Origin of the sequence: Micromonospora sp. DT48 (assembly GCF_049844495.1) — a bacterium.
In the GTDB taxonomy this organism is placed as follows: Bacteria; Actinomycetota; Actinomycetes; order Mycobacteriales; family Micromonosporaceae; genus Micromonospora.
In genome coordinates this window covers 64,460-86,801 of record NZ_JBNCLE010000010.1, presented here as the reverse complement: position 1 = coordinate 86,801, position 22,342 = coordinate 64,460, and the positions used below count along the sequence as shown (strand labels likewise).

Here is a 22,342-nt window from a genome sequence, read left to right as displayed (position 1 = left end):
GATGATCTGTCCTGAGTGGACTTGTCTACACTCCGCCCGGTGATCAACAAGAAATGGTCGTCAGCCGCCCTGCTCGGGCTGCTGGCGGCGACCACGCTGGCCGGCCCGGTGCCGGCGTTTGCCGACGACCGGACGGAACCAACCGCTGAGCCGCCAAGGGTCCAGCTCGTCCTGGACGTCAGCGGCTCGATGCGGGCCACCGACATCGACGGACGTAGCCGGATCTCGGTTGCTCAGCAGGCGTTCGGCGAGGTGGTGGACGCCCTGCCGGACGAGACACAGTTGGGTATCCGGGTGCTGGGCGCCACCTACCAGGGCAAGAACAAGCAGCAGGGCTGCCTGGACACCCAGCAGATCGTGCCGGTCGGCCCGGTCGACCGGGAGCAGGCCAAGGCCGCCGTGGCGACGCTGCGGCCGACCGGCTTCACCCCGGTCGGACTCGCCCTGCGCGAAGCCGCCAAGGACCTCGGCACCGGCACCACCGCCCGACGAATCGTGCTGATCACCGACGGCGAGGACACCTGCGCCCCACCCGACCCCTGCCAGGTGGCCCGCGAGTTGGCCGCGCAGGGCACCACGCTGGTGGTGGACACCCTCGGCCTCGCACCCGACGAGAAGGTACGCCGGCAGTTGCTCTGCATCGCCGCCGCCACCGGTGGCACCTACACCGCCGCGCAGAGCGCCGAGGGTCTGACCGACCGACTGAAGCAACTGGTGGACCGGGCCCGCGACACGTACGCCACCACCCCGGCGAAGGTCGACGGGACGGACGCCTGCCAGGGTGCGCCGCTGCTCTCCCCCGGCGTCTACACCGACCGGGAGAGCTTCTCCGAACACCGTTGGTACCGGGTGCCGGTGCGACCGGGGCAGGAGTTGCGCGCCTCGGTCAGCGTGGCGCTCGACCGGCCGGTCAACCCCGACTACGGCGTGCTGCTGCGGGCCACCGCGACGGACGGCCGGGAACTCGTCCGGGGCGTGGACGCCGGTAGTGGACGTACCGACGTGGTCTCGACCGGTCTGCGCTGGTCCGCTGGGGACGACGCCGAGGACAGCGAGGACACCGAGGCGGCAACGACGCCCCCGGCCTACACCACCGTCTGCCTGGTGGTCAGCAACATGTTCTCGCCTCGGGCGGGCACCGCTGCGGACCCGGGTATGCCGGTCGAGCTGACCGTCGACGTGGTCGCCGCCTCGTCCGCCCCGGACGGCCCGGACCTGGGCCGTGGCTGGGTCCTGCTGCTTCTGCTGACCCTGGCCGGCCTGCTCACCGGGCTCATCACCGGCCTGCTGACCCGCTGGTGGGTAGCCACCTGGAGGAACTGAGAGATGCTCACCCGATCGGCAACCGTCGCCGCCCTGCTCGCCGTCGGTGTCGCCCTGGCTCCGGGTGCGGCACTCGCGGCCCCCACCCCCACCCCTTCCCCCGGTGCCGTCACCGTCACCAAGGCGGGCACCTCGTACCTGAGCGCCACCCCGGTGGCCGCCGGGCAGCCCGTCCGGGTCGCCGCCTCGACCGGTGAGTACCTCTACTGGTCGTTCCCGGCCGAGGCGGGCGAGATCCACGAGATCACCGCGACGGTCACCCTCGCGCAGAACCGCACCGGCCGGTCCACCTGGACGGTGGAGGTCTTCGACGGGCTGCGACGCCGACAGGCGTGCACGGCCGGTGCGCAGACCCCGACCGCCGACGCTTCGGCGCGTACCGTCGGGCTCGGCTGCACGTTGCGGCGGGTGCGCCCGTGGGCGGAGCCGTGGTCCGGCGACCCGTTGCCCGGCACCTACTACGTGCGGCTGGCCGTGGTCGACGTCCCCGAGGCCGACCTCGGCCTACCGGTCGACGTGGACCTGCTGATCTCGACCGTCGACGACGTCGGCACCTCCGCCGACGACGGCAGGTTGGAGAAGGCGCTGGTGCCGCCGACCAACGCCGGTGCCGTCCTGGACGCCGAACCGGCGGTCGCACCGGAGGACGACGAGGAGGACGGCTGGAACCTCAACCTCACCGGTTGGCTGCCCGAGGCCGGCTCCCGCTGGATCTGGACCACCGCCGGCGGAATGCTGGCCGCGATCGCGGGCGTGGTCGGCTTCGCTCTCACCCGCCGCCCCACCACCAGGTGAGCCCCACCACCAGGTGAGCCCCGCCGGCAGGTCGTGCTGAGGTGCCCACACGACCTGCCGGCGGCCCCGGGTCGAGCCGCGACGGCCTACTCCAGGGCGAAGGTGGCCGACGCCCGTCCGGCCGCGTCCGGCACCGCCTCCAGGTAGAGCAGCCCGTCGCGGTGACGGACGTACTGGCCGGGGAAGTTCACCGACTCCAGCGACACCTTCGCCGCGTCGGCGAGCCCGCTCCGGCGGGTGAAGGTGGCGTCCTGCCGGAAGAGGTTCGAGCCGTCGTTGCGTTCCACCCAGATCTGGTGGTTGCGGTGCCGCAGGTAGTAGCCGGGATAGTTGGTCGACTCCAGGGAGATGCCCGAGGAGTTCGCCAGGCCGGTGACGATCCGGAACTGCGAGTCGGCCAGGTTGGTCACGTTCGGCTCCAACCGGACCCGGAACTCCCAGTGCCGCAGGTAGCGGTCGGGCAGGTCGTGGGCGCGCAGGCGGACCGGCGTCAGGCCGTCCGGCACCGGTACGCCGAAGTTCGGGGTGCCGTCGGCGTTCCAGTAGACCCGCTGGATCCGGGTCCGCCGATTCGGATCGCTCAGCGGGTCGTAGCCGTTGCCGAGATACCGCTCGTAGTTGCGTGAGTGGTAGACGATCACGTCGCTGCCGTCCTCGGCGACGGTGAACGAGTTGTGCCCCGGCCCGTACTGCCCGGTCCGGCTGTCACTGGCCAGCACCGGCGTGGCGCGCTTGGTCCACGAGGCCGGGTCGAGCAGGTTGCTGCCGGCTGCGGCGGTGAGCAGGCCGACGGCGTAGCTGGCGTCGGTGGCGCTCGCCGAGTAGGTCATGAAGACCCGGCCGTTGCGGATCAGCACCGCAGGTCCCTCGTTCACCCGGTAACCCCGGGTCTCCCAGGCGTGGGTCGGGGTGGCGATCAGGGTCGGGGTGCCCGCGTACGTCCAGGGGTTGACGGCTCGGGCGAGGTAGATGTTCGAGTTGTTGCCCGCGTACTCGGCCCAGGCCAGGTAGCGCTGACCGTTGTGCACGAAGGTGGTCGCGTCGAGGGAGAAGCTGTTGCGCGCGGGTTGGAGTTGGCCGCGTTCCACCCACGGCCCGTCGAGTGGGTTCGCGGCGCTGCTTTCCAGCACGTACGGCCGGATGGCCCAGATGTCGTCGGTGCGCCCGGCGGCGAAGTAGATGTACCACCGGCCGTCGATGAAGTGGATCTCCGGGGCCCAGATGTGCGCGCCCATCTCGCCGCTGCCGTGGCGACGCCAGATCACCCGCTCGCTGGCGGTGGCGAGGCCCTGGAGGGTGGTGGCGCGTCGCAGCACGATGCGGTCGTACTCCGGGACCGTCGCGGTGAAGTAGTAGTAGCCGTCGGTGTGCCGGTAGATGTGCGGGTCGGCGCGCTGCTCGGCCAGCGGGTTGGTGAAGGTGACAGCCGCCGCCCGCGCCGGTGCGTCCGCCACCACCACTGCGCCGGTCACCGCCGTGGCCAGGGCCGCGACCAGTGCCAACACCCGTCTGACACCGCTTCGGATAGCTGTCATCGTCGTCGTCCTTCCGCCGTCGGACCGGAGCGGACACCGTCGCGGCGTCGACCGGAGCGCCCACCGGCCATTGTTAACGTTCACAACAATCGCCGTCAAGAGACGATCATCGATAGGACGACCGGCGGTCAGGTCGAGATTCGCACCCGGAGAGGCGGCGGGCCGGGCAGCCGCGTCAGGCCGTCGCGCCGCCGTCGACGGCGATCGACGCGCCGGTGATGTGTCGGCCACCCTCACCCACCAGGTGACTGACCGTCGCCGCCACGTCGGCGGGCGCCGCGTACCGGCCGAGGGCGATCTGGGTCCGCTGGGCGTCAGCCCCGGCGCTGTCGGCCGGGTTCATGTCGGTGTCGGTCGACCCGGGGAGGATCAGGTTGACGGTGATCCCGCGCGGGCCGAGCTCCCGGGCCAGCGCGCGGGTCAGCCCGTTGACCGCACTCTTGGTCATCGCGTACGCGCTCACTCCCGGGGCCGGGACCCGACTGGCGAAGCTACTGCCGATGTTGACGATCCGGCCGCCCTCGCCCATGTGCCGCACCGCCGCCTGGGTGGTCAGGTAGACCCCGCGCACGTTGACCGCGATCGCCCGGTCGAGATCGGCGATGCCGACCGACTCGATCCGCCCGCCCGCGAACACCCCCGCGTTGTTGACCAGGATGTCCAGTCGCCCCCACTCGGCGACAGTGCGCTCCACCGCACCGACCACCGCCGTGGGGTCCGCGCTGTCCGCACAGATCGACAGGCCGCTGCGTCCGTACGCCTCGATGTCGGCCAGGACGGACTTCGCGCTGTCCTCGGCGCTGCGGTAGGTGAACGCGACGTCTGCGCCGTCCGCGGCGAGCCGGCGCGCGACGGCCGCTCCGATGCCTCTGCTGCCACCCGTGACCAGTGCGACCCTGCCGGCGAGTTGAACCGTCATGCCACAATCCTGACAGTCGACTCAGGACAGCCGTGCTCCGGGTCACTGATCGACCGAACGGGAACACCCATCCGGTCGGCAACGGCTACGCTGGGGCACCACCCGCGCCGGATCCACAGCAGCGTCCACACCGCACGGACGTTCGCGGGGTGAGAACCTCGCACCGGAACAGCCGCAGGTCGGAAAGTGTCGGCGGACTCTGGCATGGTCGACACCATGTGCGGTCGCCCGCTTGCTGAGAGTCACTCATCGATCGGCTCGGAGATGCCAGTCCTTGACCTCGCCGGGTGTGCCGCGACCCTCGGGGTGAGCAGACTTCAGGTGCAACGGTGGGACTCCACCGGGCAGTTCGCCCCACCTCGCACCGGTCAGGGCACCCACCGTCGATGGTGTCGCACCGACCTCTACGAATGGGCGGCGACCTCTCCGCTGCACCTGGCCGACCGGGTGCCGCTGCGCCATTGGCCGACAGCCACCGGCCCCCGTCCCTACCTGGGCGCCCGTCTGGTCGCCGGCAACGTCGCGCTGTTGTGGGCCACCCAGGTGGGCACGATGGCCGTCGTGTGGCCGGTCTCCGGGCGGCGCCCCACACCACGCGCCCACCTGCCTCCCTTGCTGCGTGCCTGGGGTGTGGTGGGTGCGGCGGCGGTGGCCCCCGGGCTCGGCGACGGTGGGCCGGACGTCGATCCGCTGCCGATGACTCCAGCGCAGGACGAGGCCGCATTGAGCTGGACGGACCTGTCGGCGCTGGTCGGCCAACCACTGCCGTACTGGCCCCTGCCACTGCGGCGGGAAGTGCTGATCACTCGCTGGCGGCCCGGCCAGCCGACGGTCCAGGCGCTCGCCGGGGATTCGGAGCTGGACACCGACGCGCTACTTGAGCTGGCCATCCTGTACCCGACGGACCATCCGGCCGCCCGCCTCCTGGTCACACTCGCCCGCACCATCCTCCGCCGGAAAGCCGAGTCCGCGGGCCGGGAGATCGACACCGTGGCGCCGACGGTGGCTGCCGGCACCACCGTCGTCGCCGCCCGGCCGCTGCCCGTACCGCTGGTCGATCGGGACCAGCTGGACGAGGCCACCCGCCGTGCGGGCTGGCGGGAGATCCTGTGTCGGCAGGACGCCCTCGCCGAACACTGCCTGTCGCAGATGTTGAAGTGGGACAACGGCGCGGACTGCCCCTTCGGCCATCGGTTCACGGTCAGGCGCGCGAGCCCGACCGCCGACGAGTGGACCGCACGGCTGGAGCCGACGGTGCGTACCGCCGCGTTCCGGCTGCTGGGCGACGTCGGCACCGACCACGAGACCCTGCGTGACCCGGCCACCGAAGCTCCCGTGGTCCGCCGCCGCGACGGCGACGGGACCGAGTTGCGCGCCGCCGCACCGCAACGGTTACCCACGACCTCGCCGTTGGCCGAGATCATCCTCGACCACCCGATCTGGGTCCGCACCGCCGACGGCACGCTCTACCCCGCTCCGCAGGGCTCCTTCTGGGGAATCGGCTGGGGGTATCCGGGCTTCGGGCCGAGCTGTCTCGCCCTGCTGATCGACCGGCTGCTCGACGACATCAACGCCCAGGCGGCGGACAGCGCTACCGGAGCCCCGGACGGCCTGCGCCGGCTCACCCGGATCACGATGCCGCGCGGCACCGTACTGACCCGCAGGCAGCTTGAGTCCGCGCGGGCAGGCACCTGGCGACCCACCCGGGACGACTTCCCCGTGCACGAAGGGCGGCACGATGCGCCTCCCCGATTTATGTGACACCACCGGGCACGGACCGGCCCGTACCGTCGAGACATGGCACCTGGTCCATCCGGGACGACAGCCCTGCCACCGTGGTCCCTGCCCGGCGCACAGCCGGGCCGCGTCCGCCTGACCCGCGAGCTGCCGGTGGCGCTGCGCGACGCACTCACCGGGGTACGCGACGACACCGCCGCCCGCGAGCGGATGCTGCTCACCGGTTGGCTCGCGGTGTTGTCGCGGTCGGTCGGCGAGCCCACGGTGAGCACAGCGGTGATCGGTGCGACCGGGGGTCTCGACCAGGTCAGCAGCCAGGTCGGTGACCTCACCTGGGCCGACCTGGCAGCAGCGCTGCGCCGGGTTCCGTTGGACGGTCGACCACACAGCGCCGTCGACGCCCGGGGCACGCTTGCCGACGACACCGCCGACCTGGTGGTACGGCTCGGACCCGGCTGCGCCGGGTTGGAGCTGGCCTACGACCTTGAGCACGTCGGACACGACGCCGCCCAGCGGGTGCTCGGCTACCTGCTCCACGCCCTGCGACGGCTTTCGGAGACGCCGGACGCGGCAGTGGATCTCGGCGACATGTTGAGCCCCGAGGAGCGACGGCGTCAGCTCGTCGACCTGTGCGGTGCCCGGGTGCACAACGGTCCCGACGGATTCGTCGCGGCTTTCCAGTCGCGGGCGGCGGCCGTACCCGACCGTCCGGCGGTCCGCCACCGCGAGGGCACGTTGACCTACGGCGAACTCGATCGTGCCTCCCGTCGGTTGGCCCATCGCCTGCGCGGGCTCGGCGTCCGCGACGGCGACACGGTGGCCGTCGTCAGCGACCGGCACCTCGACTGGGTGGTGGCGATGCTGGGCGTCCTACGCGCGGGCGCGGTGTACCTACCGGTGCGGCCGGACTTCCCGCCGGCACGGGTGCAGGGCCAACTCGACCGGGCCTGCTGTCGGTTGGCGCTGGTCGACGAACCCGGCTCGATCCTCATGTCCGACGTCGTCGGCACCGACGGCTGGTCCGGCGCGGTGGCGCCGATCGCCGACTCCGGCGCCGACCCGGTCCCGGTCGACCTGCCGCCGCCGACCGGTGAGCGTCCCGCGTACGTGTACTTCACCTCGGGCTCGACCGGGCAGCCGAAGGGTGCCGTCTGCGCCCACGCCGGGATGATCAACCACTTGTGGGCGAAGGTCGACGACCACGACCTCGGGCCCGACGACGTGGTGACTCAGACCGCCTCGCAGTGCTTCGACATCTCGCTGTGGCAGGTCTGTGCGCCCCTGCTGGTCGGTGGCACCTGCGTGGTGGTCGACGTCGACCGGCAACTCGACGTGGCCGCCTTCACCGCGCTGCTGCTGCGGCACCAGGTGACCACCATCCAGGTCGTACCCTCCTATCTGGAGGTGCTGCTCACCCACCTGGAGACCGGTACGGTACGGCTGCCCCGGCTCCGGTCGGTGTCGGTGACCGGTGAAGCGCTCCGCTCGGACCTGGTCCGTCGCTGGTTCGCGGTGCTGCCGGAAGTGCGGCTGCTCAACGCGTACGGAGCGACGGAGACCTCCGACGACGCCATGCACGAGGTGCTCGACGGGCCCGGGGAGCGGGACCTGCCCGTGGTCAGCGTCGGCCGGGCCCTGCGCAACATGCGGGTCTACGTCGTCGACGACCGGTTGCGCCTGATGCCGGAGGGTGCCCGGGGTGAGATCGTGTTCGCCGGGGTGTGCGTGGGGCACGGCTACCTCAACGACCCGCAACGCACCGCCGAGGTGTTCACCACCGACCCGTACCATCCGGGCGAGCGGCTCTACCGATCCGGTGACCTGGGCCGCTGGCTGCCGGAAGGGCGGCTGGAGTTCCTGGGCCGCCGCGACCACCAGGTCAAGATCCGAGGTCTGCGGGTGGAGGTCGAGGAGGTCCGGGCCGCGCTGGCGGCGGTACCGGGGGTGCTCGACGCCGCTGTCGTCGCCGTCGGGGAGGGCAACCGGGCCCGGCTGGTGGGCTTCCACGTCGCCACTGACGAGATCTCGTCGGACGACCTCGACAAGCAGCTCGCCACGCGGCTACCGGACTACATGATCCCGGCACACCACGTCCGGCTCGACGCGCTGCCGCTCAACGACAACGGGAAGGTCGACCTGGCCCGACTGCGGCGGCAGGCCCGGGAGGCGACCGCCGGTACCGCCGTTGCCGAGCCGCCACACACGGCGGTCGAGCGCCGCCTGGCACTGGAGTGGTCCGAGGTGCTGGGGCTGCCGGTCGAGCGGGTGGGCCGGGACGACGACTTCTTCGAGTCCGGCGGCACCTCGCTGGCGGCGATCCACCTGCTGACCCGGCTGGGACACCGGCTGTCGCTGTCCGACATGTTGGCCGGTCCGACACTGCGTGAGATCGCGCTTCGTCTTGAGGACACCGACGTCTCCGGATAGCGTGCGGGTCGGAACCGGTCCGGCGGGGTGGTGTCAGCCGATCGCCACCGGCAGCGCCGCGACCGCCCGGTCGGCTCGCGCGCCGGCCTCCGCCGCTGATCGCCCCTGGGCGATCACGTAGCCGAGCCGTTCCAGGAACGAGCCGAGCCGGACGATCCGTCGGCCCGGCCGCGCGGTGACCACCGCGTCGACCACACCGGGCAGCGCCAACGCTGACGCCGGGTCGGGCACCGTCTCGACGACACCGTCCGCCGTCGGCACGAGGAAGCGGACACTGGCGTACCCGTTGCGCACCGTCTGCGGTGGTGGGACACGACCCGCGCTGCGCGCCACCAGCTCCGCGATCAGGTCCTGTCCGGTGGCGACCCGGATCGCCTGCGGGATCATGCCGCCGGCCAGCCTGGGATTCACCTCCACCACGACCGCCCGGCCGCCGGTCACCCGTAGCTCGACGTGGGCCGCGCCCCACCGCAGCCCGAGCGCGGCGAGCGCGGCGCGGGCGCTCTCCGCGAGCAGCTCGGCGGTGCCGGACTCGACGGGGGCGGGAACATCGTGCCCGATCTCAAGAAACCCCCGGGTCTCGTCGACATGCTTGGCCACCACCATCCGCACCTCGCCGTCGAGCAACTCGACGGAGAACTCCGGGCCGGGCAGGTAACGCTCGACCAGCACGGCGGACGGCAACGGCAGGCCCCGCTCGTCGGTCCTGGTGGCGAGCAGGTCGGCAGCGTGGGCGGCCACCCCGCGCAGGTCGTCGCAACGGCGTACCCCGATCGAGCCCGAACGACTGACCGGTTTCACCACCACCGGCAGGCCCAGTCGCTGCGCCGCGTCGACCGCGTCGGCGGCCGACGTCACCACCTGGAACCCGGGTGAGGCGACGCCGGTGGCCGCGAACCGCGCACGCTGGACGCTCTTGCTCCGGGCAGCGGCCAACCGGTCCGGGTCCTCCCCCGGCAGGTCGAGGGCGCGAGCCACGGCGGCGGCGGTGGCGATGAAGTACTCGGAGCTGGAGGTCACTCCGACGACCTGCTGCGACCGGGCCAGGTCACGGCAGTGCGCCAGCACCGTGGGCAGCGCCGCCGTGTCGCACCGGTGCACCGGCAGGTCCAGCTCCGCGGCGTACGGGTAACGGGCCGGATCGGCGCACAGCAGCGCCGGGACGAGACCCAGGTCGCGGGCTCGTTCCGCGAAGAGGCGACCGCTGCCGGTCGTGTTGCTCTCCACCAGGATCAGCAGCTCAGCCACGACAGATCGCCTCGCTGGCCGCAGCGAGCGCATCGGACGCCCGGTTCCATCCCCGGCGCAGGTCCCGCAGCTCCGCGCGCAGCCGGTGCCGCAGCGTCCAGGCGGCGGCGAGTGCCTCCGCCCGGCTGCCGGGGCCACCGCCGAAGCGGGCACGGTCGGCGGCGGTACGCGGGTCGATCCGCGCGAACCCCTCCGGTGGCCAGTCCGCGCCCTCGTCCACTGCCCGTAGCACCGCAGCACCGACCCGGTGGTGGGCCTCGCGGAACGGCACCCCCTGGCGGACCAGGTCGTTGGCGACCGCCGTGGCCTCGACGAAGCTGCGGGCGGCGACGGACTCCATGGTGTCCGGACGTGGCCGAGCCCCCGCGACCACGAGGGCGGCCAGGGCCAGCACGTCCCGCGTGGTCCGCAGTGCCGGCCCGACCGACGCCATCGCCTCGGTGCCGACCTCGATCGAGTTGGTGAACGGCGCCGAGCGGATCGCGCTCGTCGCACTCACCCAGGCACCCAGCACCCGGGTGGGCCGCGCCTTGAGGTGTTCCAGGACGAAGGCGTTGCGCTTCTGCGGAAGCGCCGAGGAGCCGCCCACCAGCCAGTCGGGAAAGTGCACGTAACCCAGGTCGGCCGCACTCCACAGTTGCAGGTCGGCGGCGAGCCGCGACACCGTGACACCCAGGTTGGCGGCGACGCCGAGCGCATCGAGGGAGGTGTCGCGGGAGGCGATCGCGTCCACGGCGTGCAGGGGACCGGAGGCGAAGCCCAGCAACGCCGCCGTTCGCTCGGTGTCGAGGTCGATGTCGGTGCCGGCCACCGCGTGTGCGCCGAGCGGGCATCGACGGATCGAGCGGAGACAGGCCACCATCCGGTCGAGTTCTCGAAGCAGGGCGAGCGCCACCCCGGTGAGGTAGTAGCCGTAGGTGATCGGCATGGCCGGTTGGTAGTGGGTGTGGATCGCCATCACGTCGTCGAGGTGGCGGCCGGCGGCGGCGAGCAACGCGGTGACCAACCTGCCGCCCTCGGCGACCACGTCGGAGCAACGCTCCCGCAACGCCAGGAGCGTGGTGGTGGCGTTCAGGTCGTTGCGGGACCGGCCGGTGTGCAGCAGGCCACCCACGTCGGGGCCGCAGCGACGGGTGACGGCCTCCTCGTAGGCGAGGTAGATGCCACGCGGCCGGGGAAGCGACAGCACCGGGGCGAAGCCTTCGGCCTCGATCTGACGTACGGTGCGCAGCAGACGGGCCGCCTTCTCGCCGACGATGACCCCGCGCTCGGCCAGCATCACCAGGTGCGCCCGGTCGACCTGGGCGATCAGGCGCAGCTGCGCCCGGTCGACCACCGGGTCGGGGGCCTCGTAGCAGAGCCGCTGTGCCTTGCCGGCGAGGGGGCGGGCGATTCGGCCGGTGTCCGACGACGCGAGCGGTCCGCTCATCCGGCGAGGGCCTGTTCGCCGCAGACCTCGGCCAGCGTGCGACGTCCCCACCGCATCCAGGTCCAGTCGGGATCGCCGGACGGTGTCGGCACCTCCCGGGGGCGGACATCGGCGGGCACCCGACGACGGGGGTCGGCATCGAGCCAAGCCTCGTCGTAGACGGTGTCGATGTAGCGGTCGCCCTGGTCGGGCAGCATCACCACGGTGACCTTGCCGGGGTGGGACGCCGCCCACCAGCGGGCCACCGCCAGAGCCGCCCCCGAGGTCGGGCCGTGGAACAGCGCATGCCGGCGGTGCAGCCGGCGGGTCTCCCGATAGGCGACCCCGGGCGGGCACCAGTGCACCTCGTCGAAGACCGTGTGGTCGAGGTTGCGCGGCAGCACGCTGTTACCGAGCCCACGCAGCTCCCGTACCTGGTCGGGCTGGCCGAACAGCACGCTGCCGGGGGTGTCCACCCCGACGGCGACCAGGTGTGGAAAGCAGGCCCGCAGCGCGGTCGCGGTGCCGCACATCGAGCCGCCCGAGCCGACCGGCCCGATCAGGGCGTCGACCCGGCCGAGCTGGCCGGCGAAGTGGTCGAGGAGCACCGCGTAGGAGGCGGGGTTGCGCGGATTGTCGTACTGCCTCGGCCAGAAGTGGTCGGGATAGCGCTCGCGGATCTCGGCGAGGCGGGTCAAGCGCATCGTCTGGAACTCCCCGCGCGGCGACGGCGTCGCGCACATCTCGATGCTGGCACCCAGGTCAGCCAGGCGGCGGCAGAGCCGCCGGTCCATCACCGGGTCGGTGACCAGGGTCAGCGGGCGGCGGATCAGGGCGGCCTTCACGGCGAGCGCCACGCCGAAGGTGCCGCTGGTCGACTCCACGATCATCGTGTTGGGGCCGATCTCGCCGGAGGCGAGGGCCGCGTCGACGATGTGATGCGCGGGCAGCATCTTCATCAGCTTGAACGAGGCGCCCCAGAGCGAGCCGCCGAGCGGCACCACGGCCGGCATCAGATCCATGGCGACCGCGTCGACGCCCGCTTCCGGAGGGACACATGTCACGGTGATCCCGCACCTCCTCGGTACTCGCGGCGCGTCGGGTCTGTCGTGACCAGCACCATGACACACACCTGATGCGCGGTCTAACGTCTGGCTCAGCCAGCGCCGAGCGGAGGATTGCCGACATGGAACTCCCACGACATCGGGTCGATCTGCGTGCGATGGTCCGGCTCACCGAGTTGGCCGACTACGTCGTGCCGTTCTGTCTGCGGGTGGCCTGCGACCTACGACTGGCGGACCACCTCGCCGACGGTCCCCGGAGTGTGGAGGAACTAGCCGACCTCACCGGCACTCGACCGGGCCCGTTGCTGCGCCTGCTCCGTACGCTGGCCAGCCGCGAGGTGTTCGCCGAGACCACGCCGACGGTCTTCGCCCTGACCGATCTCGCCCAGCCGTTGCGCAGTGACCACCCGCTCTCCCTCGCCGACGCCTACCCGCTGCTGAGCTGCGACGTGGCCGCCTGGGGGCGGTTGGACCACAGCGTGCGTACCGGCCAGGCCGCGTTCGACCTGGTGCACGGCACCGACTACTGGCAGTACATGGCGACGCATCCGGACGAGAGCCGCCGGTTCGACGCCTCGCAGCGGGCCGCGACACGACTGGAACTGCGCAGCGTGCTGGGCGCGTACCCGTGGTCCGAGCTGAACACGGTGGTGGACCTGGGTGGTGGGGACGGCGGGTTCCTGGCCGGCATCCTGGCTCGGTTCCGGCATCTCCGGGGCACCCTCTTCGACCTGCCGCACGTCGCGTCCGGCGCGGCGAAGGTGTTCGCCGACGCCGGAGTCTCCGACCGGGCCGAGGCGGTGGGCGGCAGCTTCCTCGAACCGGACGGCCAACCGGTGCCCGCCGGGGCCGACGCCTACCTATTCAAGCGGGTGCTCTACCACTGGGACGACGAGAGCGCCACGGTCCTGCTGCGCAAGGCCCGCGCCGCGATGCGCCCGGACAGTCGGCTGCTCATCATCGAACCGGTGGTCGATCCCGTCGTGCAGGGCGAGGCGTACGTCACCGGGCTGCGGTACGACATGTTGCTGCTGACCATGGCCGGTGGTGGCGCACGTGAGGTCTCCGCGATCGAGAACCTGGCGCGCGACGCGGATCTGCGACTGGTACGCACCATCGGCACCCTCACCCTGCCGATCCTGGAGATCTGCCCCGCGTGACGGGGCGACTCGAACATCGAAGGCGGGTACGTCCATGGTCGACGGTCAAGGTTGCTGTTAGGTATCTGTCGTTCGGTTCCTGTCCCACCGCCGGTTCAGAAGTTACGGTTCGTCCACCCCTATCTCGGTTAATTGGATCGTCAGTCCAGCCGACCGAACCGGCTGGTCGTGAGCGGGATGGATAGCAGGTCGATGGCTCAGGTCGAGGACGTGCACGACACCGCCGACGGTGCTGCCGGACCGGGGGCAGCGGTGGAGTTCCGCATCCTCGGGCCGCTGGAGGTGCGGGCCCGCGACGAAGGCATCGACCTGGGCGCGCCGCGTCAACGCACGGTGCTGGCCAGCCTGGTCCTACAGGCCAACCGGGTCGTGTCGTTCGGGCACCTCGTCGAGGCGATCTACGGCGACAACGCCCCGCCCACCTCACGCGTCCAGATCCAGATCTGCGTCTCCGCGCTGCGCCGCCTGCTGGCCGGGCACGGCCACGCCGACGCCATCCAGACCTACCCGACCGGCTACCGGCTCCACGTCGAGGCGGGCGCCCTCGACCTGCACCAGTACGAGGCCCTGATCGCCGAGGCCCGTCAGGCCCGCGACGCCCGGCGGTTCGCCGAGGCGGAGCGCGGTTACCGCACCGCGTTGGGGAAATGGCGAGGGCCGGCCCTGCGGGACGTCGAGAGCGCCGCCATCCGGGCCATCGCGCACGGCCTGGACGAGCGCCGCCTGACGGCCATCGAGGAGTGCATCGAGGTGGACCTGAGCCTTGGTCGGCATCGGGAGGTGATTCCCGAGCTGACCGAGTTGGTCATCGCGCACCCGCTACGGGAACGCCTGCGGGGGCTGCTGATGATCGCCCTGCACCGATCGGAGCGGCAGGCTGACGCGTTGGACGCCTACCGGGACGCCCGCCGCACCCTGATCGACGAGTTGGGGCTGGAGCCCGGCGACTGGCTGCGTCGGCTGGAGCACGGCATCCTGACCGGCGATCCGGCGCTGACCCTACCGTCCACACCCGTCTCGGTCGTGGCGAGCCAACCGGCGGAAGCAGAACCGGTGCCCCGCCAGCTGCCGACCGACATCAGCGACTTCACCGGCCGCGACGACGAGGTGCGGTTCATCGAGGAACACCTGACCGGCGGTGACCCGGACCGGGTGGCGGTGCCGGTGGTGGTGCTCACCGGCGGTCCCGGCACGGGCAAGAGCACCCTCGCGGTGCACGTCGCGCACCGGCTCCGCGACCGGTTCCCCGACGGCCAGCTCTTCGTGAACCTGCACGGACGCCGACCGGAGCGGGTGTCGGCGGGTGAGGCCCTGCAACGGTTCCTGCGCGCCCTCGGGGTGCCGCCCGACGCCATCCCGGACGGCGTGGACGAGCGGGCCGAGGTGTTCCGCGACCGGCTCGCCCATCGACGGCTGCTCATCGTGCTCGACGACGCGGCCGGGGAGTCCCAGGTGCTGTCGCTCCTGCCCGGTGACTGCCGCTCGGCGGTGATCGTCACCAGCCGGTCTCCCCTCGCCGCTATTCCCGGGGCGACCACCGCCCCGGTGGGCCCGCTACCGCCCCGGGACGCGATCACCCTGCTGCGGCACATCGTGGGCTCGGATCGCGTCGACCGGGAGCCCGGTTACGTGCTCGACCTGGCCAGGCTCTGCGGTCACCTGCCACTCGCCCTGCGCGTCGCGGGTGCCCGCCTCGCGTCACGCCCGCACTGGTACGTCGCGGACCTGGTGGACCGGCTGGCCGACGAACGACGCCGGCTCGACGAGTTGGCCCACGCGGGCATCTGTGTCCGAAGCAGCCTGACCTTCGCGTACGACGCGCTCTGCGACAACGCCCGCCAGCTCCTGCGGCTGCTGGTGCTGGTCGGCCGGTCGTGGGTGTCGCCCTGGGTCGGTGCCGCGGTCCTCGACGTGTCGCTGGAGCGCGCCCAGGACGTGCTGGACGAGCTGTCCGACGCGCAGTTGCTCGAAACGACGCAGGGGCCCGGCGGGTATCCCCGCTATCGCCTGCACGAACTGGTGCGGGTGTTCGCCCGCGAACGGCTCGCCGCGGAGGAGCGCCCGGCTGACCGGCATGCCGCGCTGGAGCGCTATCTGGACGCCGTGTTGACCTTGCTGGCGGCGGTGGAGCGGTGCAACGAACGGACCGCGCGGCGACCCCGCTGCGGCCCACCCGTACGCCTGTTCTCCGACCAGACGGCCGACCGGATCGTGACCCCGATCGAGCAGTGGTACGAGTTGGAGCACAGCATGGTCCTCGCGGCCGTACGCCAGGCCGCGCAGGCCGGTCTCGTCGGTACGAGCATCCAGTTGGCCGCCGCCGTGGTCCGCGCGACCGAGTCGCTGCCCTACGCGGGCCACGCCCGGGAGGCGCAACGGATCGCCCTCTCCGCCGCCCGACGGGTCGGTGACCAGTGCGGTGAGGCCGCCGCCCTGTACACCTCGGCCGCCCTGTCGACGGCGCAGCGGCGCACCGCCGACGCGGTCCGCGAACTGCTGCGCGCGATGGCGTTGTCCGGCGAAACCGATGACGCGCACGAACGCGCCGACGAGGTGAGCGAGCTGCGCCGGCTGCTCGCCCATCGCGAGGCCCTCGATCCGCCTGAGCCACCGTCTCCGGGGCGCAGGGCCGGCTCGGTGTGACGCCATGGCCGTATCGGCACGGGCACTCGACGGCGTCCTCGGTCGGCCCGCCGCGGGACTACGGATCCGCTTCGAACGCGACGACGACGGCTGGCGACCGATCGCCTGGGATGAGACCGACAGCGACGGATTCGTCCGGCTCTGGCCGGCTGCCGGACCCCGGGCCGGCGCCTACCGGCTGGTGCTCGACTGCGACCACTACTTCGTCGGGCTGGGGATGGTCGCCAGCTTTCCGGCCGTGATCGCCGTCTTCCGGGTGGCCGACGAGGTGGAGAGCTACCACCTGGAGGTCGTGCTGGCTCCGGCCGCGTACTCCGTACGCATCGCCGCCTATTGATGCGACAGCTATCGATAGCACGACGATAAGTGACCAATGTTGGACGGTCGCAGGCTCGGCTGAGGGTGCACAAAGGCCAGAGCGAAAGCGAGCCAGACGTGATCACTTCTGTTGACGCATCGAGCCGACCGACCGACCGACCGACCATGGTTCCCATCTCCGCACTGGTTCTGGGCGACTCCCCCCGGCTCGCCGGGGAGGACCCAGGCCACATCCAGACGCTTGCCGAGGCGGGCACCGAGTTGCCGCCGATCCTCGTCCATCGGGAGACCATGCGGGTCGTCGACGGCCAGCACCGCGTGCAGGTGGCACGGCTCAACGGGCAACAGCACATCGCCGTCGTCTTCTTCACCGGCGAGGCCCGCGAAGCGTTCGTACGGGCGGTCGAGGCCAACACCTCCCACGGCCTGCCGCTCACCCTCGAAGACCGGCGCGAGGCGGCCCGGCGGATCATCGCCCTGTTCCCGGAGTGGTCGGACCGGGCGGTCGCCGAGGTGACCCGGCTGGGACCACGGACGGTCGCCACGATCCGCAGTTCGACTGACTCGATTGCGCAGTCGAACATGCGGATCGGGCGCGACGGCCGGACCCGACCGCTGGAGCCGGCGCAGGGGCGACTGCGGGCCGCCGAGGTGATCGCCCGCCGACCGGAGGCGTCGTTGCGCGACATCGCCAGCGCAGCCGGGGTGTCGGTGAGCACCGCCCGGGACGTACGGCTCCGCATCAGCTCCGGGGAGAACCCGCTGCCGGCGAGCATGCGACCCGCGGACGACGACTCGGCGACGGACCGGGCCGGCCAGTCGACACGGCGGCGAGGCAACCGACCACGGGCGACGGCCTTCGCCCACCCCCGACCCACCTCGATCGTGATGGACGTGCTGCGCAAGGACCCGTCGCTGCGCTACACCGACGCCGGCCGGTTCATCCTGCGCTGGCTCGACTCACACGTGGTGGACACACCGGACTGGAATCGGATCGTCACGCACATCCCGCCACACTGCGGGTACACGATCGCCGAACTGGCGGTCGGCTGCGCCCAGGCGTGGCAGCAGCTGGCCGAGGAGTTGCAGGCCATCATCGACGACACCGAGCCGGCGTCACACGACGTGGCCAGCTGACCGACCGGCGAGATCGACGACCCGCCGCGAGGGATCGACGGCCCCGTCGCCGACGATCCGCACGTATCCCGCGAGGAACTCGGCGGCGGTGTCGTCGGTCATCCGGTCGTCGGCCCGGAACAGTACGGCGCGTGGCTCGGCACCGATCGGCACCACGGTCTGCTCCAGCGGGAACCGGCTGCCCAACTGCACCGGAAGCTCAAGCTCGAACGTCACATCGCGGACGGTCGCGGCACGGGCGAGATCGGCCATCACGTTGAAGACCACGTCGTCCGGACGCCCCGGCCCGGTCGGGGCGGCACCGGCCGGCAGCATCTGCACCGGCAGGTCCTGGTTGACCAGCGCGCCGACGGCGGTGCGGTGGGCGGCACGCACCAGGTCCAGGAAGCTCGCCGCCGGGTCCACCAACGTCCGCAGCAGCACCATGTTGGCGATCAGCCCCACCGTCTCGCGGACCTCCGGCCGCGACCGGTTGGCGTACATCGAGGCCACGCAGACGTCGGTCTGACCGGTGTGCCGGTGGAGGTTGGTGTAGAACGCGGCCAGCAGGACCACGAAGGGCGTGGTGCCGATCCGGGCGGCCAACTCCCGCACCGCCGGCAGGACCCCGGCCGGGAAGCCGGCCTCGGCCACCGCCGGCCCACCGGGACGCGCTCCGGTGGGCCGACCCAGTGACGGCAACTGCCCGCCGGCCAACCGGTCACGCCAGTAGCTCCGCTGACGGTCCAACTCGGGTCCGCGCAGCCGGTCGTGCTGCCACTGGGCGAAGTGCGCGTAGGACCAGCTGTCGCCGATCGGGGCGCCCGGATCGCCGTAGCAGGTGGCCAGGTCGGCCAGCAGCACCCCGGTCGAGTACGCGTCGGTCACCAGATGGTGCAGGTTGAGGCAGAGCGCGTGGTGGTCGGTGGCCAGCCGCCACACCGTCGCCCTGGTCGGCCACTGGTCGACCGGGACCGGCCGGGCCAGTTCCTCGACCGTCTCCTGAGCCAGCGTCCGACTCGGGTCGGCGGTCGCCGACAGGTCCCGAACCTCGAACGGCATCGGCCGGGGTGGGTGGATCACCTGGGACAGCCGGGCACCCCGGCCCTGGAAGGTGGTCCGCAGCGAGGCGTGCCGACGCGCCACCTCGTCGAGCGCGGCCCGTAGCCGGTCGAGATCGACCGGACCACTGATGCGACACAGCAGCGGGCAACTCAGTGCCCCGAAGTCGGAACGGTAGTGCTGGATCATCCACAGCAGACGTTGGGACACCGATGCCGGTGCCGTCACGCTGTCGGGGCCGGGAGCGAGGATGGGTGTCATCCCACACCCGTACCCTGCCGGCCCCGCCTCCGCTAGCGTCGCCAGGGTGTCCAGGCATTCTGTCTCGTCATCCATCGACACACATCTTGACTGGAACTACGCCGACCACCTCGGGTCGACCTTCCGCACGCTGTACGAACGGGGCATCCGGGCGCAGTGGAGCGCCGACGACGTCGACTGGAGCCTGACCGTGCCGTACGGGTCGCCGCTGCCCGACGACTCGGCCTTCGCGATGTCGGCGTTCCGCGCCTCACCGCTGGCCGATCGGGGCCGACCGATGTGGGACGCCTTCCGGTGGGAGCTGCAGGTGTGGATGGTCAGCCAGTTCCTGCACGGCGAGCAGGCGGCGATGGTGGTCGCCGGGCGGCTGGTCGGCAGCCTCCCCGACCTCGACAGCAAACTGTGCGCCGCGAGTCAGGCGATCGACGAGGCTCGGCACCTCGACGTCTTCTCCCGCTACCTGCGGGAGAAGGTGGACAACTCCTACCCGGTCTCACCGCCGCTGCGGGACCTGCTCGACGACGTACTCACCGAGTCGCGCTGGGATGTCACCGCACTCGGCATGCAGATCATGGTCGAGGCGGTCGCGATGGCCGCGTTCCGGCTGGCCGAGTCGACGTTCCACGACGAACTCATCAAGGATCTGACCCGTCGGGTCGGCCGTGACGAGGCCCGCCACGTCTCCTTCGGCGTGCTCTCGTTGGAAGGGCTCTATCAGCAACTCACCAGCGCCGAGCGGGCCGAACGGGAGGAACTGGTGCTGGACGCCGCCGAACTCATCCGGCGTCGGTTTCTGCTCGTCGACGTCTGGGAGCGGCTGGAGGTCGACCCTCGGGACGGTGCCGAGTTCGCCGCCACCGACCCGTTGATGGTCCGCTATCGACAGGCCATCTTCTCCCGGGTGTGCCGGGCGCTGCGGCAGGTCGACCTGCTCACCGACCGGGTCGTCCGAGGTCTGGAAGGGCTCGACCTGCTGCCGCCGCCCGGGGCGGTGACCCGGTGAGCGCCGACCGGATCCCCCTGGACCTGCCCGCCGTGGCGAAGCTCGCCGACCTGGCCGACTACGTGACTCCCCTGGCGCTGCGGGCGGTCGCCGAACTCGGCGTCGCCGACCACTTGGCTGACGGACCGCTGCCGGTCGACCAGCTCGCCGAGCGGCTCGGCGTGCACGCGCCGACGCTGCTGCGGACCCTGCGGGCACTGGCCGCGCGGGGCGTCTTCACCGAGGTCGAGCCGGAGACGTTCGGGCTCACCCCGTTGGCCCGCCCGCTGCGCGCCGAGCACCCGCTGTCGCTGCGCGACGCCTATCCGCTGCTGCCGGCGGACCTGCGGGCGTGGGCCTTCTTCGCGGAGACGCTGCGCACCGGTGAGCCCGGCTTTCCGCTCGCCCACGGCGTCGACTACTGGAGCTACCTCGCGGCCGAGCCGGAGCAGAGCGCGCGGACCGACCGCTGGATGCAGAGCGTCAACCGGCTGCACCTGCGCACCGTCCTGCCGGCCTACCCGTTCGCCCGGTTCGGCACCGTCGTCGACGTCGGTGGTGGCACCGGCGCGTTCCTCGCCGGTCTGCTGGCCCGGAACCCGGCGATGCGCGGTGTCCTGGTCGACCTGCCACACGTCGTCGAGGCCGCCCCGGACGTGCTGGCCGCAGCCGACGTGGCCGACCGCTGCCGGATCGTTCCCGGCAGCTTCTTCGACCCGCTCCCGGCCGGGGCCGACGGCTACCTGCTCAAGACCGTGCTGCCCGGCTTCGACGACGAGGACACCGTGTCGATTCTGCGCCGGGTCCGCACCGCGATGCGCGACGACTCACTGCTGATCCTGATCGAGGCGGTGCTGCCCCCCGGCGACGTGTTCGACGTCGCCAAACTCTTCGACGTGCACACCCTGGTGCTGACGGGCGGATCCCACCGGTCGCCCGAGCACATGGAGCGGTTACTCGTCGAGGCCGGACTACGTCTGCTGCGGGTGATACCGACCGCGACCCTGTCCGTCCTGGAGGTGTCGCCGGCCGACCCCGGGGTCAGCCGGTCGTGACCCGCAACGGCAGCCGCGCGTAGCCCCGGAACGGGCTGCCCGGCTCACGTGCCGCCGCACCGGACGGCCGCAACAACTCGCCTCGGCGCGCCAGCCAGCCGAGGACCGCGGTGGCTTCCTCCCGCGCGAGGTACGCGCCGAGACACAGGTGGGCGCCACCGCCGAAGGCCACGTGCGGGTTCGGTCGGCGGGCGATGTCGAGCCGTCCCGGGTCGGCGAAGACCGCCTCGTCGTGGTTGGCGCTGCCGAGCATCAGCACCAGCACCCGCCCCGGACGGATGATCCGTCCGCCGAGTTCGATCGGCTCCCGGACGAACCGGGCGACGCCCTGGATCGGGCTGTCGTAGCGGAGGAACTCCTCGACCGCGGTCGGGACCAGCGTCGGATCCTGGTGCAGCTGCCGCTGCCGGGAATCGTCGCCCGCCAACGCGGCCAGCCCCGTCGCGATCAGGTGGACCGTCGTCTCGAAGCCGGCGAAGAACGAGAACACCGCGTTGTCGACTACTTCTTCGTGGGTCAACGCGTCGCCCTGGTCCTCGGCCGCCAACAGCTGGGACAGCAGATCGCCGTCGGGGTCGGCACGGCGGCCCGCCAGTCGGTCGGCCACGTAGCCCCGCAGCCAGGTGGCGGCGCTGTCGGCCCGGGGCCCGGCCTCCTGCGGCACGATCTGGTTGAAGGCGCGGCCCAGGTCGGTGGCGCGCTGCCGCAGCTCGTCGCCGGCCGCGACGGGCAGGTCCAGCAGGCGGCAGATGACCCGCACCGGCAGCGGGTAGGCCACCTCGGCCACCCCGTCGAACTCGCCCCGGGCCCAGGCCGCGCTGAGCAGTTCGTCGGCCAGCGCGGCGATGTCGGCCCGCATCCTGCGGACCACGGCCGGGGTCAGCGCCTTGCCGACCAGCCGGCGCAGCCGGGTGTGCGCGGGAGGGTCGCGGTAGAGCAGGATCCGCCGCAGCAGTTGGGTGGCCGCGCCACCGCCACCGGAGATCCGGTGGTAGTCGGCGGGGAACTCGCTGCCCAGCCGGGGATCGCGAAGCAGCGCGGTCACGTCGGCGTGGCGGGTCACCCCCCAGACACCCGGTCCGAAGCGGCACAGCGGCCCGGCCGCGCGCAGTTCGGCGTACGTCGGATAGGGGTCGTCGAGGATCTCCAGGGGATCGACCTTGGGTGGCAGGTTGGTCGGCATCGGCCCAGTCTCAGCGGACAGTCCATCCCGGCCAAGTGATGCTCTCCGTGGACCGCCGCCGTGTGGTCGATCCGCTCGACGGCACCCACCCCCTTTGATTAGCTAG

Annotated in this window: 17 protein-coding genes; 10 read left to right on the top strand and 7 right to left on the bottom strand. The window is 71.9% G+C overall.

Features of this window, described 5'->3' with window-relative positions; all coding sequences use genetic code 11:
- Nucleotides 1–39 precede the first annotated feature (39 nt).
- Together ACLQ2S_RS13770 and ACLQ2S_RS13765 are read left to right on the top strand one after the other, a co-directional pair.
- Complete coding sequence (locus tag ACLQ2S_RS13770; RefSeq protein ID WP_425701810.1) at nt 40–1,323, top strand: VWA domain-containing protein; 1,284 nt, start codon at nt 40–42, stop codon at nt 1,321–1,323.
- 3 nt (nt 1,324–1,326) lie between these two features.
- Entirely contained in the window at nt 1,327–2,118 is a 792-nt protein-coding gene (locus ACLQ2S_RS13765; RefSeq protein WP_425701809.1) for a peptidase, read from the top strand.
- Between the two features lie 86 nt (nt 2,119–2,204).
- On the opposite strand, the gene ACLQ2S_RS13760 is transcribed toward ACLQ2S_RS13765, so the two are convergent.
- Nucleotides 2,205–3,653: a family 43 glycosylhydrolase gene (locus ACLQ2S_RS13760; RefSeq protein WP_425701808.1), complete on the bottom strand. Its 1,449-nt coding sequence runs from the start codon at nt 3,651–3,653 to the stop codon at nt 2,205–2,207.
- Between the two features lie 175 nt (nt 3,654–3,828).
- Entirely contained in the window at nt 3,829–4,572 is a 744-nt protein-coding gene (locus ACLQ2S_RS13755; RefSeq protein ID WP_155215208.1) for an SDR family NAD(P)-dependent oxidoreductase, read from the bottom strand.
- Between the two features lie 264 nt (nt 4,573–4,836).
- Here ACLQ2S_RS13755 and ACLQ2S_RS13750 point away from each other — a divergent pair, with 264 nt between their 5' ends.
- Complete coding sequence (locus ACLQ2S_RS13750; protein WP_196222462.1) at nt 4,837–6,333, top strand: hypothetical protein; 1,497 nt, start codon at nt 4,837–4,839, stop codon at nt 6,331–6,333.
- A 36-nt stretch (nt 6,334–6,369) separates the two neighbouring features.
- Nucleotides 6,370–8,736, top strand: coding sequence for an amino acid adenylation domain-containing protein (locus tag ACLQ2S_RS13745; protein WP_155215210.1), 2,367 nt, complete (start codon nt 6,370–6,372; stop codon nt 8,734–8,736).
- A 33-nt stretch (nt 8,737–8,769) separates the two neighbouring features.
- On the opposite strand, the gene ACLQ2S_RS13740 is transcribed toward ACLQ2S_RS13745, so the two are convergent.
- Genes ACLQ2S_RS13740 through ACLQ2S_RS13730 form a run of 3 tightly spaced genes read right to left on the bottom strand, consistent with a single transcriptional unit; the run spans nt 8,770 to nt 12,456 of the window.
- Nucleotides 8,770–9,984: an ATP-grasp domain-containing protein gene (locus ACLQ2S_RS13740; protein ID WP_309222724.1), complete on the bottom strand. Its 1,215-nt coding sequence runs from the start codon at nt 9,982–9,984 to the stop codon at nt 8,770–8,772.
- Nucleotides 9,977–11,413, bottom strand: coding sequence for a lyase family protein (locus ACLQ2S_RS13735; RefSeq protein WP_425701807.1), 1,437 nt, complete (start codon nt 11,411–11,413; stop codon nt 9,977–9,979). The genes ACLQ2S_RS13740 and ACLQ2S_RS13735 overlap by 8 nt, the downstream gene beginning before the upstream one ends.
- Nucleotides 11,410–12,456, bottom strand: a complete 1,047-nt coding sequence (locus ACLQ2S_RS13730) for a pyridoxal-phosphate dependent enzyme (protein ID WP_309222725.1) — start codon at nt 12,454–12,456, stop codon at nt 11,410–11,412. The genes ACLQ2S_RS13735 and ACLQ2S_RS13730 overlap by 4 nt, the downstream gene beginning before the upstream one ends.
- Before the next feature lie 122 nt (nt 12,457–12,578).
- On the opposite strand from ACLQ2S_RS13730, the gene ACLQ2S_RS13725 reads away from it, so the two are divergent.
- The 4 genes from ACLQ2S_RS13725 (at nt 12,579) to ACLQ2S_RS13710 (ending at nt 17,714) form a co-directional block, all read left to right on the top strand.
- Nucleotides 12,579–13,616, top strand: a complete 1,038-nt coding sequence (locus ACLQ2S_RS13725; protein ID WP_155215213.1) for a methyltransferase — start codon at nt 12,579–12,581, stop codon at nt 13,614–13,616.
- Nucleotides 13,617–13,808: 192 nt separating this feature from the next.
- A complete protein-coding gene (locus ACLQ2S_RS13720; RefSeq protein WP_425701806.1) occupies nt 13,809–16,259 on the top strand; it encodes a BTAD domain-containing putative transcriptional regulator in 2,451 nt (816 codons plus the stop codon).
- 4 nt (nt 16,260–16,263) lie between these two features.
- Nucleotides 16,264–16,596 (top strand): hydroxyisourate hydrolase, encoded by a 333-nt coding sequence (locus ACLQ2S_RS13715; RefSeq protein WP_155215215.1) that lies wholly within the window; start codon nt 16,264–16,266, stop codon nt 16,594–16,596.
- Between the two features lie 146 nt (nt 16,597–16,742).
- Nucleotides 16,743–17,714 (top strand): ParB/RepB/Spo0J family partition protein, encoded by a 972-nt coding sequence (locus tag ACLQ2S_RS13710; RefSeq protein ID WP_155215216.1) that lies wholly within the window; start codon nt 16,743–16,745, stop codon nt 17,712–17,714.
- Here the strand turns inward: ACLQ2S_RS13710 and ACLQ2S_RS13705 are convergent.
- On the bottom strand, nt 17,694–19,016 hold the full coding sequence (locus tag ACLQ2S_RS13705) for a condensation domain-containing protein (RefSeq protein ID WP_425701805.1): 1,323 nt from the start codon (nt 19,014–19,016) through the stop codon (nt 17,694–17,696). The genes ACLQ2S_RS13710 and ACLQ2S_RS13705 overlap by 21 nt on opposite strands.
- A 46-nt stretch (nt 19,017–19,062) precedes the next feature.
- Between ACLQ2S_RS13705 and ACLQ2S_RS13700 the strand changes: the two genes are divergently transcribed.
- Together ACLQ2S_RS13700 and ACLQ2S_RS13695 are read left to right on the top strand one after the other, a co-directional pair.
- Nucleotides 19,063–20,019 carry a ferritin-like domain-containing protein gene (locus ACLQ2S_RS13700; RefSeq protein ID WP_230462280.1) on the top strand — a complete coding sequence of 319 codons (957 nt, stop codon included), beginning with the start codon at nt 19,063–19,065 and terminating at the stop codon, nt 20,017–20,019.
- Nucleotides 20,016–21,053 carry a methyltransferase gene (locus ACLQ2S_RS13695; RefSeq protein ID WP_425701804.1) on the top strand — a complete coding sequence of 346 codons (1,038 nt, stop codon included), beginning with the start codon at nt 20,016–20,018 and terminating at the stop codon, nt 21,051–21,053. Before ACLQ2S_RS13700 ends, ACLQ2S_RS13695 begins: the two co-directional genes overlap by 4 nt.
- On the opposite strand, the gene ACLQ2S_RS13690 is transcribed toward ACLQ2S_RS13695, so the two are convergent.
- The gene (locus ACLQ2S_RS13690) at nt 21,040–22,236 is read right to left on the bottom strand and encodes a cytochrome P450 (protein WP_425701803.1); all 1,197 of its coding nucleotides are present in this window, start codon (nt 22,234–22,236) and stop codon (nt 21,040–21,042) included. The genes ACLQ2S_RS13695 and ACLQ2S_RS13690 overlap by 14 nt on opposite strands.
- Nucleotides 22,237–22,342 lie beyond the last annotated feature (106 nt).

Bases quoted from the DNA above. Each gene is read 5' to 3' on its own strand.
- ACLQ2S_RS13750 (WP_196222462.1), top strand. From the start codon at position 4,837: ATGCCAGTCCTTGACCTCGCCGGGTGTGCCGCGACCCTCGGGGTGAGC.
- ACLQ2S_RS13710 (WP_155215216.1), top strand. From the start codon at position 16,743: ATGGTTCCCATCTCCGCACTGGTTCTGGGCGACTCCCCCCGGCTCGCC.
- ACLQ2S_RS13765 (WP_425701809.1), top strand. From the start codon at position 1,327: ATGCTCACCCGATCGGCAACCGTCGCCGCCCTGCTCGCCGTCGGTGTC.
- ACLQ2S_RS13760 (WP_425701808.1), bottom strand. From the start codon at position 3,653: ATGACAGCTATCCGAAGCGGTGTCAGACGGGTGTTGGCACTGGTCGCG.
- ACLQ2S_RS13735 (WP_425701807.1), bottom strand. From the start codon at position 11,413: ATGAGCGGACCGCTCGCGTCGTCGGACACCGGCCGAATCGCCCGCCCC.
- ACLQ2S_RS13705 (WP_425701805.1), bottom strand. From the start codon at position 19,016: ATGACACCCATCCTCGCTCCCGGCCCCGACAGCGTGACGGCACCGGCA.
- ACLQ2S_RS13725 (WP_155215213.1), top strand. From the start codon at position 12,579: ATGGAACTCCCACGACATCGGGTCGATCTGCGTGCGATGGTCCGGCTC.
- ACLQ2S_RS13690 (WP_425701803.1), bottom strand. From the start codon at position 22,236: ATGCCGACCAACCTGCCACCCAAGGTCGATCCCCTGGAGATCCTCGAC.
- ACLQ2S_RS13755 (WP_155215208.1), bottom strand. From the start codon at position 4,572: ATGACGGTTCAACTCGCCGGCAGGGTCGCACTGGTCACGGGTGGCAGC.
- ACLQ2S_RS13715 (WP_155215215.1), top strand. From the start codon at position 16,264: ATGGCCGTATCGGCACGGGCACTCGACGGCGTCCTCGGTCGGCCCGCC.
- ACLQ2S_RS13745 (WP_155215210.1), top strand. From the start codon at position 6,370: ATGGCACCTGGTCCATCCGGGACGACAGCCCTGCCACCGTGGTCCCTG.
- ACLQ2S_RS13720 (WP_425701806.1), top strand. From the start codon at position 13,809: ATGGCTCAGGTCGAGGACGTGCACGACACCGCCGACGGTGCTGCCGGA.